Raw genomic sequence first — 16,375 nt, 5'->3', positions numbered from 1 at the left:
TATGGTCGAAGGCCCAAAGCCCGTCCTGCTCTTGCGAGACCCTTGCCAAGCCGCCCGTTCGGTTCTTTAAGGGCCGGGTTCTTCCCGCCCGCTCCTTCGACGGCCCATCCCACGAGGCAACCATGGCAACGCACAAGCTTCTCCTTCTCCCCGGCGACGGCATCGGCCCGGAGGTCATGCGCGAGGTCGAGAAGCTGGTGGGATGGTTCAGGAAGCGCGGCATCGGCTTCGAGACCGAGACGGATCTCGTGGGCGGCTCGGCCTACGATGCGCACGGCAAGGCGATTTCCGAGGACGCCATGGTCAAGGCGCAAGACGCCGACGCGGTGCTGTTCGGCGCGGTCGGCGGCGCGAAATGGGACAGCGTGCCCTACGCGGTGCGCCCGGAGGCGGGCCTGCTGCGCCTGCGCAAGGATCTCGGCCTCTTCGCGAACCTGCGCCCGGCGATCTGCTACCCGGCGCTCGCCGATGCGTCCTCGCTCAAGCGCGAGGTGGTGGAAGGCCTCGACATCATGATCGTGCGCGAGCTCACGGGCGGCGTCTATTTCGGCGAGCCCAAGGAGATCGTGACCCTGGAGGACGGTTCGCAACGCGCCGTCGACACGCAGCTCTACACCACCCACGAGGTCGAGCGCATCGCCCGCGTGGCCTTCGACCTGGCCAAGAAGCGCCGGAACAAGGTCTCGTCGGCCGAAAAATTCAACGTGATGAAGACCGGCGTGTTCTGGCGCCAGGTGGTGGGGCGGGTCCACAAGGAGGAGTTCTCCGACGTGGAGCTGGAGAACGTGCTGGCCGACAACTGCGCCATGCAGCTCGTGCGCTGGCCCAAGCAGTTCGACGTGATCGTCACCGACAACCTGTTCGGCGATATCCTCTCGGATATCGCGGCGATGCTCACAGGCTCGCTCGGCATGCTGCCCTCCGCATCGCTCGGCGCCGAGGACCCGGCGACCGGCGCCCGCAAGGCGCTCTACGAGCCGGTGCATGGCTCCGCGCCGGACATCGCCGGCAAGGGCCTGGCCAATCCCATCGCGATGATCGGCTCCTTCGGCATGGCCCTGCGCTATTCCTTCGGCCTCGGCGAGGAGGCCGACATGCTCGACAAGGCGATCGCCAACGTGCTCGCTTCCGGCACCCGCACCAAGGATATCGCGGGACCGGGTGCCAACGCGGTGGGCACCACCGACGTGGGCGATGCGATCGTGGGTGAGCTGGAAGCCCTGTCCTGACGCAAAAAAGCTCCCGAGTTTGAGCTCGGGAGCTTTTGCAAGGCTGGTCTTAGCGGATCGAGCCGGTGGTCTCGATCCCGTCGAAGGGATTCCGGGCGCCCACGAAGGGCTCGCCGGGGCCTGACGGCAGGTTCGGGCTGAAGCGCTCGTTGTTGCTCCAGGGCGGCGAGGTCACCAGGGAGGACTGGCCCGTGGTGGCGTAGCGGTTCATGGAGCCGACCGGCGCCACGGGGCCCGGATCGAGGAAGCTGCGAGGCGTGACCCGCAAGGTGAGGGGACGCTCGGACTGGGCCTGCGCTTCGGCAAAGCCCGAGAAGGCCGTGAGGGTGCCCAAAGCGGCTAGGGTGATCATGGTGAAGCGGCGCATCGTCAAAACCTCCATCGATGGGGTCTCGAAACGTTTGGAAGCCATTGACCTTCCGTTCCATTGCGAGCTGTCAGAACAAGGCGGCTTGCCTTAGAAATGTTCCGTCGAAGCTTATGAGCCGTCCCATGACCGATACGCCCCACCAGCCCCAAAGCCTCGCCGACCTGCCCGGCAAGGATCCCGGCCTCTCCTTCCTGGGGCAAAAGCCCTTCGTGGCGGAGACCCCGGAGGAATTGCTGGATGACGAGACGACGCCGGTCGCGCGCTTCTTCGTGCGCAACAACGGCCTGTTCCCAGACGCAGCAGCGGATCCCGAATCCTGGACGCTCACCGTCGACGGCGAGGTCGAGACCGAATTGCGGATCACCCTGGCGGAGCTGAAGAGCCGTTTCGCCCACAAAACCTTTCGGATGGTGATGGAATGCGGCGGCAACGGCCGCTCGTTCTTCCGGCCGCTGCCGCCGGGCAACCCGTGGACCCATGGGGGTGTGGGCTGCGCCGAATGGACGGGCGTGTCGTTGGGCGACGTGCTGCGCGCGGCGGGCTTGAAGCCGAGCGCCTTATTCACGGGCCATTTCGGAGCCGATCCCGACGCGACCGGGAGCCACGAGCGGCAGGCCATGTCGCGCGGGGTGCCTGTCGCCAAGGCCTTGGAGGAGCACACCCTCCTGGTCTGGGCCATGAACGGCGAGCCGCTGCCCTTTAGCCACGGCGGGCCCCTGCGCCTCGTCGTGCCGGGATGGCCCGGCTCGCTCAGCACCAAATGGCTGAAGCGCATCTGGATCCGCGACCGGGAGCATGACGGGCCCGGTATGGGCGGCACCACCTACCGGGTCCCCGTGCGGCCGATTCCGCCGGGCTCCTCGGGCGAGGGGGTGGAGTTCCGCATCATCGAGTCCATGCCGGTGCGCTCCATCATCACGTCCCCGGCGGACGGCGCCCGCCTCCCCGCCGGCGGGCGCGCCCTCGATCTGCGGGGCGCGGCCTGGGCCGGCGATCACGCCGTGACGGGTGTGGAGGTGTCGCGGGACGGCGGCGAGACCTGGACGCAGGCGGCGCTCACGCCCCTGCGCAACCGCTACGACTGGACCCGCTGGACCGCCCGGATCACCCTGCCGGGGGAGGGCGCTCACGAGATCATGGCGCGGGCCACCAGCTCACAGGGCCAAAGTCAGCCCCTCGAGCCCGAAAACTGGAATCCGGGCGGGTATGGCGGCAATCCCGTGCACCGGATCACGGTCAGCGTCGGATAGGGGCGGCGGGTTCGGCCGATGCGGTGCGCGGGTCGGACCCGCAGGACGCGGCGCGGCGCGCCTCCGCGTCCCGGAAGAGCGCCTTCAGGGCCGGATCGGCCTCGTTCACGAGGGTGAGGCGATCGACGAAGCAGGCGACCCGATGGTCGTCCGCGGGCTCGGCCTCGCCGCCGCACAGCCAGCCGTGAAGCCCCAGCCCGGACTCGTGCCCAGGGTCGGACCAACGGAAGACCTGGCAGCCCTGCTCGGCCGGGCCCGCCAGGGTCATGGCGGCCGCTTCCACCGGGCCGAACTTGGTGGACAGCGTCCGGCTCGGCGCGTTGCGGGCCACCGAGAGCCCCGCCTCGGCGGCGCGACGCACGGTGTCGACGAACAGGCTGCGCGGGCGGGCCTCTCCGCCGCGGGTGAGGGTGATGCGTCCGAAGACCCGGTCGCCCAAGCTCCCAAGCGTCAGCGTGTCCTCGCGCTCCCCACCGGAGCGCTCCCGGGCCTGAAGACCGGCCGGAACGGAACTCGGCTCGAAGCCGAAAAGGGGCGTCGGCCGGGCCAGGATCCTCCAGGCCGGGGGCGGTGCGGTCAGAACGGCGCTCGGCACCTCGCGCGGCCCATCCGGGACAGCGGTCCGCTCGGCGTTCTGGGCCAGGTGAACGAGGCCCGCCACGATGGCGCCGGACAGGATCGCGATCCGCAGCCAGGGCATCGGCCTGCGGACGCGAACGGGGGCGTCGTCCTCGACATCGTCGAAAACGTCCTCGTCCGGTTGCGGGTGGGCGGCCTTGAGCATGGGGCGCGATGCGGTCCAAAAACAGATCGGTCCGCCTGTTCTACCGTAACGCTGGCGCTCCGCCGAAATGTTTTGGTAATCATCCTCAACGAACGGTTAACGAAATCCCAGAGGCGTCATGCCCGGCCCCGCATCCAGCCCCATCTCCAGCCTCACGCCCAGCCCCGAAACCATGCCGAACGCCGAACCCCTCATCCGGCTCGCCGAGGCCGGGGATGCGCCCGCGGTCGCTTCCCTCATCCGGGCCCTGGAGGTCCACTACGCCGATCCCGGCTCCACCCCGGAGGCGGCGCTCGCCGTGGTGTCGCGCTCTCTCGCGGAGCGGGAGGGGACCCGCTACGCCGTCGCGTTCGCGGGCGGGAGGGCGGTCGGCCTGGCCTGCTTCGCGGTGCTTCGCCCCGGCCTGACCCTTCAGGGGCTGATCTTCGTCAAGGAGCTGTTCGTGGCGGAGGACGCCCGGGGGCAGGCCGTGGGCGAGGCGATGATGCGCTGGCTGGCGGCCTACGGGCGGGCGCATGGCATCGGCCGCATCGACCTGACCACGGACGGCGGCAACAGGCGCGCGCAGGCCTTCTACGAGCGGCTGGGGGCGCGGCGCCTCGACAAGGCCTTCTATCGCTTTCTCCTGTCGGATGGAGGGCCGGGCGGCCTGTGACGGGAGACCCGCGCGGCCCCGACGAAATGTCTTGACGATGGCGCGCCTTTGGTGTGTTGCTGAACCCGCTGGGCCCGGCGGATCGGGCCCCACGACGATTGGCATGACGATGTTCCGGCTCACGACGAGCAAAACGAAAACCGTCACGACGGCCGCCACAACGGCCGAATAAGCCTCGTCGTCCCCGGTTCTCTCTCCCCACGGGGCGAGAGGCGATACCCCACGATGGGTTTTCAGGTTCGGGGAGAGCCGCAAAAAGGAGACAGACATGGGTTACAAGGTCGCCGTCGTCGGTGCGACGGGCAATGTGGGCCGCGAGATGCTCGAGATCCTGGCCGAGCGCGCCTTCCCGGCCGATGAGGTGGTGGCTTTGGCCTCCCGCCGCAGCCAGGGCACGGAAATCTCCTTCGGCGACAAGACGCTGAAGACCAAGACCCTCGACAGCTACGACTTCTCCGACGTGGACCTGTGCCTGATGTCGGCGGGCGGCGAGATCTCCAAGGAATGGTCGCCCCGGATCGCCGCCCAGGGCGCGGTCGTCATCGATAATTCGTCGGCCTGGCGCTACGATTCCGATGTGCCGCTGGTGGTGCCCGAGGTGAATGCCGAAGCCGTGCGCGAGATGAAGAAGGGCATCATCGCCAACCCGAACTGCTCCACGGCGCAGCTCGTCGTGGCCCTCAAGCCGCTGCACGACGCCGCCACCATCAAGCGCGTGGTCGTCTCCACCTATCAGTCGGTCTCCGGCGCCGGCAAGGACGGCATGGACGAGCTCGACCGCCAGACCAAGGCGCTCTACTCGCTGCAGGACGTGCAGGAGAAGAAGTTTCCGAAGCGCATCGCCTTCAACCTCATTCCGCAGATCGATGTCTTCATGGAGGACGGCTTCACCAAGGAAGAGTGGAAGATGATGGCGGAGACCAAGAAGATCCTGGATCCCAAGATCAAGCTCACGGCCACCTGCGTGCGCGTGCCGGTCTTCATCTCGCATTCGGAAGCCGTGAACGTGGAGTTCGAGAACCCGATCTCGGCGGACGAAGCCCGCGAGATCCTGCGCGCGGCTCCCGGCATCATGGTGGTCGATAAGCGCGAGCCCGGCGGCTACATCACCCCGCACGAGGCCGCCGGCGAGGACGCCACCTACATCTCCCGCATCCGCGAGGACATCACGGTGGAGAACGGCCTCGCCTTCTGGTGCGTGTCCGACAACCTGCGCAAGGGCGCGGCGCTGAATGCGATCCAGATCGCCGAGGCGATGGTGAACCGCAACCTCCTGCCGTCGAAGAAGAAGGCGGCCTAAAGGCGCCGACAAAAGGCCGCCGCGAGGCGGCCTTTTCATTGGCGAAGGTCGTCGACTTCCCGGGGCGGGATGACCTCGCTGCGCCACCAGGCCTCCGCCCGGCTTCCCGGATGCTGGTCCAGCCCGATGTCGCGCAAGATATAGTCGCTCAACGTTTGGGTGTCCGGCGAAACATGTCGCCGCCAGTACCCCCGTGCGCTGCCGATGATGCGCCGAACGGCGCTCCAGAGAGTTACCAGTCTCATGATGGGCTTTCCTTGAAACACTGTTCATGGAAAGCTAGGCTGGGCTCTTGGGAGTGGCGAATGGCCATTTCTCACGGCCCCATGAGCCGTTTTCATGAGGCTCGTCGTGGTCGCCCGTACACCGCCCCTTCCGCCCCTCCCGTGGCTGCGAACCTTCGAAGCAGTGGCGCGGCACCTCAGTTTCACGCAGGCGGCCAGCGAGCTCTGCGTCACGCAAAGCGCCATCAGTCATCAGGTCCGCCAACTCGAGGAGCACCTGGGGTGTCGCTTGTTTCGGCGCAAGCATCCCGGTGTCGAGCTGACGGACGATGGCCGGTTGCTTCTCGTCGGCATCGCGGACGGCCTCGATCGCCTCTACGCTGCCGTGCATCGCGTCAGAACGCGAGGACAGGCCGGTCTTCTCACCGTGTCCGCGCCGTCATCCTTTGCCACATGGTGGCTGGTCCCCAGGCTAGGCCGGTTCGCCGTGCGTCATCCTCGGATCGAGGTCAGGATCGCGGCGATGGAGGAAGCCCCGGATTTCCATCGCGACGGCGTCGATATCGCCATTATGGCCCAGCCTTCCGGGCAGGTTCGTCTGACGGCGACGAGCATGCCCCTCGTGCGCGAAGAGGTCTTTCCCGTCTGCAGCCCCAGCCTGCTCAATGCGAACCTCCAGCTCTCCATCGAGGACCTGATGCAGCATCGCCTGTTGCGCGAAGACGGGCATCGCGATGAGGATCTGAATCCCCTCAGGCCGGAACTCGATTGGGATGTCTGGCTCGCGTATCTGGGGGTCGAGGGCAAGCACGCCCGAGGTCCCCGCTTCAGTCATTTCGGCTTGGCCTTGCGCGCCGCCATCGACGGCACGGGCCTGTTGCTCGGCCGGTCCCCGATGATCGATGCCGAACTTGCCGTTGGCCGCCTCGTTCGTCCCTTTGGCGACATCAAGATGATGGCCCCGACCACCTTCGTGGCGACCTGGCCGAAAGCTCTCGTCAAAGATCCGCGGCTCGTCGCGATGCGTGAATTCTTGCTCGATGAATCCTGCGGCTGTGAACTGGCCGCCGGACCTTGCGGAATTCCGTCTTCGGAATGGAATCGCCTGGAGCACCAGGACCAGTCCATCCCGGCAGCGAATTAGTCGTGGCCGCATCGTTGCGGGAGCGGCGTCCACCAAGTCCCCGCGACGGACAGGCTCGCTCCCGCACAGGCCAAGGCCGGAGCGGAACGAATTCGCCTAGCCGAACCGGTGCAGGGCGCTGCCGTAGATCTTGAGCCATTCCTCGGCCTCGTCGGTGCGGGGGCAGATCCCGTGGACGTGGCGCCAGAAGCGGGGGGAGTGGTTGAGCTCGCGCAGGTGCGCGACCTCGTGGGCGGCCAGGTAATCCAGCACGAAGGGCGGCGCCATGATCAGGCGCCAGGAGAAATTCAGCGCTCCCTTGGCCGAGCAGGAGCCCCAGCGGCTCTTGGTGTCGCGCACGGTGATGCGCTTGGCCGACACGCCCAGTGCGGCCGTGTGGCGCTTGACCGCGACGGTGAAATCCTTGCGGGCCTCCGCGGCGAGGAACTCCTCGATCCGGCGGGCCACGTGAGGCAGCTCGCCCGTCACCGCGATGATGGGGGTGCCGTCCTCGTCGATGGTGGCCTGGGTCGTGCCCCGGATCGTCGACCAATGCACGATCCGGTGCGGTACCCCGCGCAGGGGAACGAGCGCGCCGGGCTGGAACAGGACCCGGGCCGGCACCTTGGCCAGCCGCGTGGCGATCCAGTTGCCGTGGCTGTCGGCGAAGCGCTGGGCCATGCCTACATCGGTGCGCTCCGGGATGGTGAGCACGACCTCGCCCGTCGCGTTGGACACGCGCAAGGTGATGCGCTTCGCGGTCGGGCGGCGCTTCAGGGCCACCGTAAACGACTGGCCCGCATGGGAAACCTTGAGACAGGAGGGGTCCGCGGGAACGCGGCGGAACAGGGCGAATCTCATGCCCGCAATCTGCCCCGACGGCTCCTTTTTGTCAGCGCAGCCGTTTGCCGCTGGCGAGAACCGATCAAGAACAAACCCGAGGACTTGACACCAGCCGCGAGCCGAAACCCGAATCCGTTTCCGGGATCGATTCCGCTGCCCGATCAAGGACTTGAGACTCATGGGGTCCACGGATCCGCGGGCGTCCCTCGCCCGCGCGGACGGTCGAGGCGGTGCAACGCCCTAAAGCCGGGCCGCAGCGACGCTCTCCTGGGAGGCGATGAAGGCATTGATTCGGGGCACGATCTCCCGGCGGAAGCGCGAGCCGTTGAACACCCCGTAATGGCCCACCTTTTCCTGCAGCAGGTAGACCTTCTTGTCAGAGGACAGGTTGGGGGTCAGGTCGAGGGCCGCCAGCGTCTGGCCGACGCCCGAGATGTCGTCCCGCTCGCCCTCGATGGCCATGATGGCGCAGCGGCGGATCGCCATGAGGTCCACGGGCTTGTCCCGGTGGATCATCTCGCCCTTGGGCAATTCGTGGCGCACGAACACCTTGTCGACGGTCTGGAGGTAGAACTCCGCCGTCAGGTCCATGACGGCCAGGTACTCGTCGTAGAAGTCCCTGTGCTTCTCGGCGGAATCGCCGTCCCCGTCCACGAGGTGCTTGAACATGTCCCAGTGGGCCGTGAGGTGCCGGTCGATGTTCATGGCCATGAAGCCCGAGAGCTGCAGGAAGCCCGGATAGACGTCGCGCCAGAAGCCCGGATGGGCCGGCGGCACCTTGGTGATGCAATGCTGCTCGAACCACTCGATCCCGCGCTTCTCGGCGAGCTGGTTCACGGCGGTGGGCGAGCGGCGGGTGTCGATGGGGCCGCCCATGAGGGTCATGGAGCGGGGGGTGCGGGGGTCTTTCTCGGCCTCCATGCGGGCGATGGCGGCGATCACCGGCACGGCGGGCTGGCAGACGGCCATCACGTGGAGGTCGGGCCCGAACTCCCGGAACATGGCGATGAGATAGTCGATATAGTCGTCGAGGTCGAAGCGGCCCTCGGCGAGGGGCACCATCCGGGCGTCGGTCCAGTCCGTGATCATCACCCGGTGGGTGGGCAGGAAGGCCTCGACGGTGCCCCGGAGCAGGGTGGCATAGTGGCCCGACATGGGCGCCACGATCAGCAGCTTGGGCTGCTCGGCGGCCTTGCGGCTGTCGCGCTCGAACGCCACGAGATTGCAGAAGGGCCGCTCCCAGACGACCCGCTCGCGAACCCGGACCTCCTGGTTGTCGACGAGGGTCGTGCCGAGGCCGAAGACGGGCTTGCCGTAGCGGCGTGTCCCGCGCTCGAACAATTCGCAGGCTGCCGAAACGGTTCGAGCGTAGGGGGTGTGGGTGAGCGGGTTGCCGGGATTGTCGAAAAACTGCTTGGTCACGTCGGTGGCGGCACGGGCCGGAGACAGCATCCAATGAGCGGCCTCGTACCAGCAATAGGCTAAATTCATAGAAACGCCCTTAAGGTTGGGAGCCCTGTTCTGAACAACGGGCGAGTCGAGCAACATCCTCAACCGAAGCTGTAAAAATAAAGTTCCTGGCAAATAATACAATGCTGCTTTGGCCGCACACCCTTTGGATAGGGTCGGGTCTCTGAATATTGTCTTACGTCTGTCCTTGGAGACGGACCGGTCGCGACCTATCCTTTGTGGGGATGGTTCAGATCAGATCGCAAGAATGGGTGCGGCATGCCCGGCACCTGCGCCTCGACACCCTCGTGCGGCTGCGCTGGCTGGCGATCGCCGGACAAGCCGTGGCGGTGGCGGGCGTCCGGTTCGGCCTGGGCTTCGAGCTGCCCTTCGGGTTCTGCTTCATCGCCATCGCGGCCTCGGCCTGGCTCAACCTGCTGCTGCGGATTCAGTACCCGGCGAGCCACCGGTTCAGCGACAACGCCGCCACCCTGGTGCTGGCCTTCGACGTGCTCCAGCTCGCGGCCCTGCTCTACCTGACGGGCGGGCTCCAGAATCCGTTCGCGATGCTGTTCCTGGCCCCGGTCCTGATCTCGGCCGCCGCGCTCACGCCGGAGCGGACCCTGGGGCTCGGCCTCCTGGCGGTGGGCTGCGCCACCATCCTGGTGATCGCCCACCGGCCGCTGCCCTGGTTCCCGGACCGCAGCCTCGACCTCCCATTCCTCTACGTCACGGGAATCTGGACCGCGATCCTGCTGGGAACGGCGTTCACGGGGGTCTATGCCTGGCGGGTGGCCGAGGAGGCGCGCCAGCTCGCCCAGGCGCTCGCCGCCACGGAGCTCGTGCTCGCCCGCGAGCAGCACCTGTCCCAGCTCGACGGCCTCGCGGCGGCGGCCGCCCATGAACTCGGCACGCCGCTGGCCACCATCGCCCTCGTGGCCAAGGAGATGGACCACGCCCTGCCCCAGGACGGCCCCGTGGCCGAGGACCTGAAGCTCCTGCGCGAGCAGGTGGAGCGCTGCCGGACCATCCTGACCAAGCTCACCTCCATGGGCGATGACGGGTCGGGGTTCCTGCAGACGATCTCGCTGCACCATTTCGTCGAGGAGCTGGTGGCGCCCCAGCGGTCGCTCGGTGTCGACATCGACGTCGTTCACGAGGGGCGAGGGCCCGAGCCCATGGGGCGGCGCAATCCGGGGGTGGTCTACAGCCTGTCCAACATCCTCGACAACGCGGTGGATTTCGCCGCCGAGACGGTGACGATCACGGCCCGTTGGACCCCCGACGAGGTCAGCCTGGAGATCCGCGACGACGGCCCGGGCTTTGCCCCGGACGTGCTCCTGCGGGTGGGCGAGCCCTATGTGACCACCCGCGCGGCCGTCGACCGATCAGACGATAGTGAAGAGGGGGGAGGCTTGGGCCTGGGGCTGTTCATTGCTAAGACTTTGATCGAGCGGTCGGGGGCCGAGCTGACCTTCGGCAACGCCCTTCCGCCGGCCTCCGGGGCGGTGACGCGGATCGTTTGGCCTCGTCATGCGTTTGAAAGGGGTGCGGCAATATCGCCGCAGGGGTCTTAGAGTCCGACCCTCACGAAACATGGGGAGCGTTCCTATATTGGATTCAAGCATTTGAGCTTGAATTTCAAGGAGTTCCCAGGATGCAGGGAGACGTTCTGATGGCCGATACCCCCGTGGCGTTCGAGGATCGAGCCGACAAGAGCCTCTTGATCGTGGACGACGACCGTCCCTTCTCCACCCGCCTCGCCCGGGCCATGGAAACCCGTGGCTACCAGGTGCGCGTGGCCGAAAGCGTGGCGGAGGGCCTGTCGGCCATCGAGAGCGAGGCTCCGGCCTTCGCGGTGATCGACATGCGCCTCGGCGACGGCAACGGCCTCGACGTGATCGAACGCCTGAAGAACCGCCGCCCCGAGGCCCGCGGCGTCATCCTGACGGGCTACGGCAACATCGCCACCGCCGTGACGGCCGTGAAGATGGGCGCCTTCGACTACCTCGCCAAGCCGGCCGACGCCGACGAGATCCACGCGGCCCTCATGGCCATGCCCAATGAGCGCGCGACGCCGCCGGAGAATCCCATGTCGGCCGACCGGGTCCGGTGGGAGCACATTCAGCGCGTCTACGAGCTGTGCGGCCGCAACGTGTCGGAAACGGCCCGCCGCCTCAACATGCACCGCCGCACGCTTCAGCGCATCCTGGCCAAGCGCGCGCCGCGCTAGAGTGCCTCTCCGCCCATCGGGCAACGGATGAAGACAGGCCGGATTCCCGCAGGGGTCCGGCCTTTCTCATGACTCGCAGATGTAGCTCACGGTACGGATGCGCCGCTCCCGCAGGTTGGCGACCTGGTTGCGGGCCATGGCGGGAAAATCGTTCCCCATGAACGTCTGAAACGTCACGGCCGGAGACCCCTGGGCAAGCCGCTCCGCCGCCGCCTCGAACCAAATTCGGCTCTCCTCCGTCGAATCCCGGACGCTCAGCACCGTGAATCCGGCCCCGGACAGAAGGGCCGACATCTCGTCCGGCGTCGCCAGATGGCTGATCGACGGCTCCCGCGCCCAGGGCACCGGAAAGTGGATCGCGCCGCCCTCGCCCTGCAGGACGTCGTAGATCGCGAAGCGCGCGCGGGGCTTCAGGACGCGCCTGGCTTCCGCGTACATCCGGTCCTTGGCGGCGACGTTCATGGCCACATGAAGGGTCATGGCGGCGTCGAACGTCGCGTCGTCGAACGGGAGGGCGGTGGCGTCGCCCTGGCGGAAATCCACCCGGCCGCTCAAGCCGACCCATTCGCTGAGAACCGTCGCGGCGTTGCAAAAGTCCGGCGTCAGATCGATGCCCGTCACGCGGCATCCGTAGGCTTCGGCCAGTGTGCGCGCCGGTCCGCCCAGGCCGCTGCCGATATCGAGCACATGATCGGTGGCCGCGATGTCGAGGGATGCCGCGAGCTCGAGGGTGGCCTTCCGTCCCCGGATATGGAACTCGTCCACCGATGCCAGATCGGTCGCGGTCAGCCGATCCGGATCTTTTCCGGCCTCGCGCAGCCCCGTGGAGATCGCGTCCAAGAGACCGCCACCGCCGCTGTAGTGAACGGCCACCTGATCGTTCATGAGCTGTCCCCCGCAGATGCGGTTCGCTACGGCGTCTTCCGCGCAAGATCCTTACGCGCAGGGCCCGTGCTTAAGCCATCGTACCAGAGCGCGGCCTGGCCCCGGAATCGCAAACGTTAGGCCGCCGCGACCCGGCCCAAGGCGGGTTCAGAGCCTGCCGTCGCTCACCGCGTCGGGATCGCTCAAGGAATGGAGCGTGGAGGCGGCCGCGTGGGCGAAGCGCAGGGTGACGGCCTTGCGGCGGGCCCCGGCCAGCGGCACGTGAACGGCCTCGCGCATGATCGCCGCCCCAAAGGAATCGGCGACGATCAGGCCGCGATCCTCCGGCAGGATGTCGAAGGGAATCGTCTCGGAGATCGCAAAGTAGAAGCGGTCGCAAAAGCCCTCGTAATCCGGCCATTTGCGATCCGCCCGGAAGTCCGCCACGCTCGACTTGATCTCCACGATGGTCAGGCCCCCGTCCGGCGCGAGCGCGATGAGGTCGGCCCGGCGCCCGTTGGCGAGGGTGAATTCCGGCAACGTCACGTGGCCGAGCTGCGCGAACAGCCGGCGCACCCCGCGCTGGATCCCGGCCGCCACGGGCGATTGCCGCCGGTCGACGGGCAGGATGATGGGCGCTGGGAGCTGAATCGGGGCGGGCGAATCGGACATCCGGCCAGCTTAAGGCGCGAGCCTTCCGCCGCAACCGCCGGAATGTCGCGCGGGGCCGGGCGCGCCTTCAGTGCAGCATCAGGGTCTGGGGATCGAGCTCGTCGATCAGCTCCCGCAAGCCCAGAAGGTGAGGGTTCATCGAGAGCGCCACCTGGAAGGCTACGCGGGCCTCGTTGAGATGGCCGTTGCGCAGGCAGATCTGCCCGAAGCCCGACACCGCCGCGAAGTGGCGCGGCTCGCGGCGCAGCACCTGCTCGATGTCCCGCACGCTGTCGGCGTCGCGCTTCTCGATGAAGGCCAGGGTCGCGCGCTTGTTCCAGGCCTCGGCCCAGTCCGGATGCGTCTCGACCAGATGGTCGAGCAGGGGACGGGCCTGCTTCAGGGCTCCCGACGCCATGGCCTCGATGGCGGCCGCCATGGTCTCCTCGGCCGCCGGGTCTTCGTGGGAGATCCAAAGGGCCCAGATCAGGTCCTCGATGTCGTCGGCGGCCTCGGGCGGCTCCGGCCGGGCGAGATCGCGGAACAGCCCCTTGAGCCGGCGCGGCGCGGCCGGCGGCTGGCGGGAGGGCAGCTCGACGATGAGCCCGAAAACCGCATCGATCGGAAGGGATGACGTCATGATGAAGGAAGCATTCCTCCGTCCGGGAGCAACGAGAGGGGGCAGATAGGGCCCGCCGGGGCGTAGGCGAGACCTTGACGGGGCACCGATCGACGCAAAGGGGCTGGTTTTCCGTCACGTCTTGTGTAGCGTCCCGGGCGTATGCCCAATTTCGGGCCGGTGAACGTCGAGCGCCCGTCGGATGTCCGGGCCCGTCGCAGTCTTGGGATGTCACATGGAGCGCGATCCGCTTCGCCTGGCGTGGACGACGGCCCCCGGCCGGCACGCCGCCGCGTTGATCCTGCTGGTCGTGGTGGGCGGGCTCCTCCTGTGGGAGATCGACCTCGTGCGCGCGGTGGTCGACGGGGTCGTTCCGGGCGCCGCCACGGTCCCGTTCGGGCGCATCGCGCTCCCGATGCCCCAGCGCCTGGGCTTCGAGCCCGTCGTGCTCTATCCCGGCATCCCGTTGGAGGCGGCGTTCTTCGAGCGGATCGCCATCGTGAGCCTGGGGCTCATCCCGTTCGTGATGGGATCGCTTCTCGTGGCGGTGGACTGGATCGCCGTCGGGATCGGCGGCCGGGTGCTGCAGCGGGTCCGCACGACGATCCTCGACGCGATCCTGCGCTCCTCGCCGTCCGCCCGCGAGGAGGCCGTCGCGGCCTCGGCCCTGGCGGGCGACGCGCTCGCCCGGGAGAGCGACATCCTGGGCTTTGCGTGCGTGACCTCGGTCCGGGTCGGCGGGATGGTCGCCCTGGGCGTGATCTACACCCTCGTCACGGACTGGCATCTCGGCATCGCCCTGGCGGCGGTGCTGGGCGTCGGCGCGATGCTGTTCTCCCGCCGCCTGCTCGGCCGTGTCCGGGCCGGGCACGCCCGGCGCACCGAGGGGGAGCGGACCGGACAGATTCTCCAGGATCTCCTGAACCGCATGCCGGCGCTCCGGGCCCACGGCACCGGCCCCTACGAGCGCGGCCGCATCGGCGAGAAGATCGTCAAGGTTCACGGCCCCGTGCAGGGCCTCGAGCGCCGGGCCGCCGCGACGGACATCTTCGCCCCCATCGTCCTGATGCTGGCGCCGGTCGCTGTCCTGGGCCTGGGGCTCTGGGACGTGGCGGAGCGGCAGATCACACCGGGAAGCCTCGCGGCCTGCACCCTGGCGGCGGCGCTCAGCGCGGGCGGCACCCGGGAGCTGGTGCAGTGGCACCGGATGGCCGAGCGGGTCCGCGGCCTCCTCGTGGACATCGCCCGGGGCATCGCGAGCCTCCAGACCCGCGACCGCCGCACCGCCCCGGTGCCCCTGCCGGCCTCCGGGGCGCTTCTGGCCAGGGGCGTATCCGCCTATGACCCATCGAGCGGCGGGCGCATCGCCAATATCGACCTGAACATCCCGTTCCCGGCCCACGTGGCCCTCGTGGGCGACGGGGATTCCGGCGCCCGTCTCTTCGCGGCCCTGGCCGGCGGGCACCTCGACGCCTCGACCGGAAACCTCACCTACGGGGGCGTCGACCTGTCGGCCGTCGATCCCGCCACCCGGGCTCACCGCATCGCCTTCGCCGGGGATACGATCCTCATCCCCGGAACCCTGCGGGACAACTTCCTCTACGGGGCGCCCGCCGACGGGGACGTGGAGGCCCGGCTCGCGCAGGCGGTCCAAGCGGCGGGGCTCGACCGGCTGGTTCATGCCCGCGGCATGGAAGGAACCTTCAATCCGGCTCGGGAGCCCAGGCTGGCCGCCTCCATCCTGGAGGCCCGCGGGGCCGTCCAGGCCGCCCTCCTGGCGGAGGGCATCGCGGGCTTCGTCGATCCGTTCAACGCCAGCCGCTACAACAGCCACGCCTCCATCGGCCGCAACATCCTGTTCGGGAAGCCGATCGGCGACACGTTCAGCGAGGAGCATCTCGCCTCGCATCCCTTCGTGCGCGCCGTGCTGGAGGCGGGCGACCTGACCAAGCCCCTCGTACGCATGGGCTTTTCCATCGCCACCAGCATGATCGAGATCTTCGCCGACGTGCCGGACGGGCATCCGCTGTTCGAGCGCTTCGCCTTCTTCTCGGCCGCCGACCGCCCCTATTTCGAGGACCTGGTCGCCCGCCGCAACGAGAAGCGTCGGGGCGTGGAATCCGCCCGCGACCGGGAGCGCCTGATGGGGCTCGCCCTGCGCTATTCCGAGAGCCGCCACCGCCTGGGCCTTCTCGACGAGGCTCTGCAGGCCCGCATCCTCACGGCCCGCGCGGATTTCGCCAAGATGCTGCCCCCAAGCCTCCAGGCCGCCATCGAGTTCTATCACGAGGACCGGTTCTGCACCGCCGCGAGCGTTCTGGACAACCTCCTGTTCGGCCGCATCGCGTCCGAGCAGGCCGGCGCCGAGGCCGCCGTCCAGGCGGTGATCCGCCGCGTCCTCGCCGAGCGCGGCCTCGACGGCGATCTGTCCCGCATCGGCTACGACACCCCTGTCGACGTGCGGGGCGGCGACCTGACGCTGAGCGAGATCGCCGCCATCGACCTCGTGCGCTGCCTGGTGCGCCGGCCCGACATGCTCATCGTCGAGCGGGCGCTCGACGGCCTGCCCGGGCCCGCGGCCGACCGGATGGTGGCGGCCCTGCGCCGGGCCATGGCGGGACGCGGTCTCATGATCGTGACCCCGGCCGTCTCGGCCGCCATGGACGATCCCCCCTTCGACGCCGTGATCCGCTTCGCCCGCGGCGTTCCCACCCTGGAGGCCCGCGCCTTGAGGAAAGAGGAGGCCCTGGTATGATCATTGGGGCAACAAAAGGACAGTTC

16 protein-coding genes are annotated in these 16,375 nt (G+C 68.3%); 8 read left to right on the top strand and 8 right to left on the bottom strand.

The annotated features are described in order from the left end of the window. Nucleotides 1-122: 122 nt before the first annotated feature. Nucleotides 123-1,229, top strand: a complete 1,107-nt coding sequence (leuB, locus tag ILT42_RS07635; RefSeq protein WP_204214839.1) for a 3-isopropylmalate dehydrogenase — start codon at nucleotides 123-125, stop codon at nucleotides 1,227-1,229. Between the two features lie 49 nt (nucleotides 1,230-1,278). Here the strand turns inward: leuB and ILT42_RS07630 are convergent, their stop codons facing one another. Then, nucleotides 1,279-1,641, bottom strand: coding sequence for a hypothetical protein (locus ILT42_RS07630; protein ID WP_204214838.1), 363 nt, complete (start codon nucleotides 1,639-1,641; stop codon nucleotides 1,279-1,281). 80 nt (nucleotides 1,642-1,721) lie between these two features. Here ILT42_RS07630 and ILT42_RS07625 point away from each other — a divergent pair, with 80 nt between their 5' ends. Next, nucleotides 1,722-2,849: a sulfite oxidase gene (locus ILT42_RS07625; protein ID WP_204214837.1), complete on the top strand. Its 1,128-nt coding sequence runs from the start codon at nucleotides 1,722-1,724 to the stop codon at nucleotides 2,847-2,849. Here the strand turns inward: ILT42_RS07625 and ILT42_RS07620 are convergent. Then, nucleotides 2,836-3,633, bottom strand: a complete 798-nt coding sequence (locus ILT42_RS07620; protein ID WP_204214836.1) for a hypothetical protein — start codon at nucleotides 3,631-3,633, stop codon at nucleotides 2,836-2,838. The genes ILT42_RS07625 and ILT42_RS07620 overlap by 14 nt on opposite strands. 118 nt (nucleotides 3,634-3,751) lie before the next feature. Between ILT42_RS07620 and ILT42_RS07615 the strand changes: the two genes are divergently transcribed. Beyond that, nucleotides 3,752-4,288: a GNAT family N-acetyltransferase gene (locus ILT42_RS07615; RefSeq protein WP_204214835.1), complete on the top strand. Its 537-nt coding sequence runs from the start codon at nucleotides 3,752-3,754 to the stop codon at nucleotides 4,286-4,288. Nucleotides 4,289-4,556: 268 nt separating this feature from the next. Next, complete coding sequence (locus ILT42_RS07610; protein WP_204214834.1) at nucleotides 4,557-5,588, top strand: aspartate-semialdehyde dehydrogenase; 1,032 nt, start codon at nucleotides 4,557-4,559, stop codon at nucleotides 5,586-5,588. Nucleotides 5,589-5,623: 35 nt separating this feature from the next. On the opposite strand, the gene ILT42_RS07605 is transcribed toward ILT42_RS07610, so the two are convergent. Beyond that, nucleotides 5,624-5,833: a hypothetical protein gene (locus ILT42_RS07605; RefSeq protein ID WP_204214833.1), complete on the bottom strand. Its 210-nt coding sequence runs from the start codon at nucleotides 5,831-5,833 to the stop codon at nucleotides 5,624-5,626. A gap of 94 nt (nucleotides 5,834-5,927) precedes the next feature. Between ILT42_RS07605 and ILT42_RS07600 the strand changes: the two genes are divergently transcribed. Continuing rightward, nucleotides 5,928-6,956 carry a LysR substrate-binding domain-containing protein gene (locus tag ILT42_RS07600; RefSeq protein WP_204214832.1) on the top strand — a complete coding sequence of 343 codons (1,029 nt, stop codon included), beginning with the start codon at nucleotides 5,928-5,930 and terminating at the stop codon, nucleotides 6,954-6,956. 96 nt (nucleotides 6,957-7,052) lie between these two features. On the opposite strand, the gene ILT42_RS07595 is transcribed toward ILT42_RS07600, so the two are convergent. Together ILT42_RS07595 and ILT42_RS07590 are read right to left on the bottom strand one after the other, a co-directional pair. Next, a complete protein-coding gene (locus ILT42_RS07595; protein ID WP_204214831.1) occupies nucleotides 7,053-7,796 on the bottom strand; it encodes a M48 family metallopeptidase in 744 nt (247 codons plus the stop codon). Between the two features lie 222 nt (nucleotides 7,797-8,018). Then, the gene (locus ILT42_RS07590; RefSeq protein ID WP_204214830.1) at nucleotides 8,019-9,269 is read right to left on the bottom strand and encodes a polyhydroxyalkanoate depolymerase; all 1,251 of its coding nucleotides are present in this window, start codon (nucleotides 9,267-9,269) and stop codon (nucleotides 8,019-8,021) included. Nucleotides 9,270-9,472: 203 nt separating this feature from the next. Here ILT42_RS07590 and ILT42_RS07585 point away from each other — a divergent pair, with 203 nt between their 5' ends. Further along, the gene (locus ILT42_RS07585) at nucleotides 9,473-10,804 is read left to right on the top strand and encodes an ActS/PrrB/RegB family redox-sensitive histidine kinase (protein ID WP_204214829.1); all 1,332 of its coding nucleotides are present in this window, start codon (nucleotides 9,473-9,475) and stop codon (nucleotides 10,802-10,804) included. A gap of 98 nt (nucleotides 10,805-10,902) precedes the next feature. Next, the gene (locus tag ILT42_RS07580) at nucleotides 10,903-11,460 is read left to right on the top strand and encodes an ActR/PrrA/RegA family redox response regulator transcription factor (RefSeq protein WP_204214828.1); all 558 of its coding nucleotides are present in this window, start codon (nucleotides 10,903-10,905) and stop codon (nucleotides 11,458-11,460) included. 66 nt (nucleotides 11,461-11,526) lie between these two features. Here ILT42_RS07580 and ILT42_RS07575 read toward each other — a convergent pair whose 3' ends face one another. From ILT42_RS07575 to ILT42_RS07565, 3 genes are all read right to left on the bottom strand, one after another. After that, the gene (locus tag ILT42_RS07575) at nucleotides 11,527-12,345 is read right to left on the bottom strand and encodes a class I SAM-dependent methyltransferase (RefSeq protein WP_204214827.1); all 819 of its coding nucleotides are present in this window, start codon (nucleotides 12,343-12,345) and stop codon (nucleotides 11,527-11,529) included. A gap of 147 nt (nucleotides 12,346-12,492) precedes the next feature. Then, complete coding sequence (locus tag ILT42_RS07570) at nucleotides 12,493-12,996, bottom strand: MmcB family DNA repair protein (protein WP_204214826.1); 504 nt, start codon at nucleotides 12,994-12,996, stop codon at nucleotides 12,493-12,495. A gap of 67 nt (nucleotides 12,997-13,063) precedes the next feature. Further along, nucleotides 13,064-13,615, bottom strand: a complete 552-nt coding sequence (locus ILT42_RS07565; RefSeq protein ID WP_204214825.1) for a tetratricopeptide repeat protein — start codon at nucleotides 13,613-13,615, stop codon at nucleotides 13,064-13,066. A 214-nt stretch (nucleotides 13,616-13,829) separates the two neighbouring features. Between ILT42_RS07565 and ILT42_RS07560 the strand changes: the two genes are divergently transcribed. Next, a complete protein-coding gene (locus ILT42_RS07560) occupies nucleotides 13,830-16,349 on the top strand; it encodes an ABC transporter ATP-binding protein (RefSeq protein ID WP_204214824.1) in 2,520 nt (839 codons plus the stop codon). Nucleotides 16,350-16,375 lie beyond the last annotated feature (26 nt).

It is taken from the genome of Microvirga pudoricolor (assembly GCF_016892705.1).
Lineage (GTDB): Bacteria > Pseudomonadota > Alphaproteobacteria > Rhizobiales > Beijerinckiaceae > Microvirga > Microvirga pudoricolor.
Note: the sequence above shows the minus strand (reverse complement) of the source record. Positions and strands in the feature narration are given on the sequence as shown.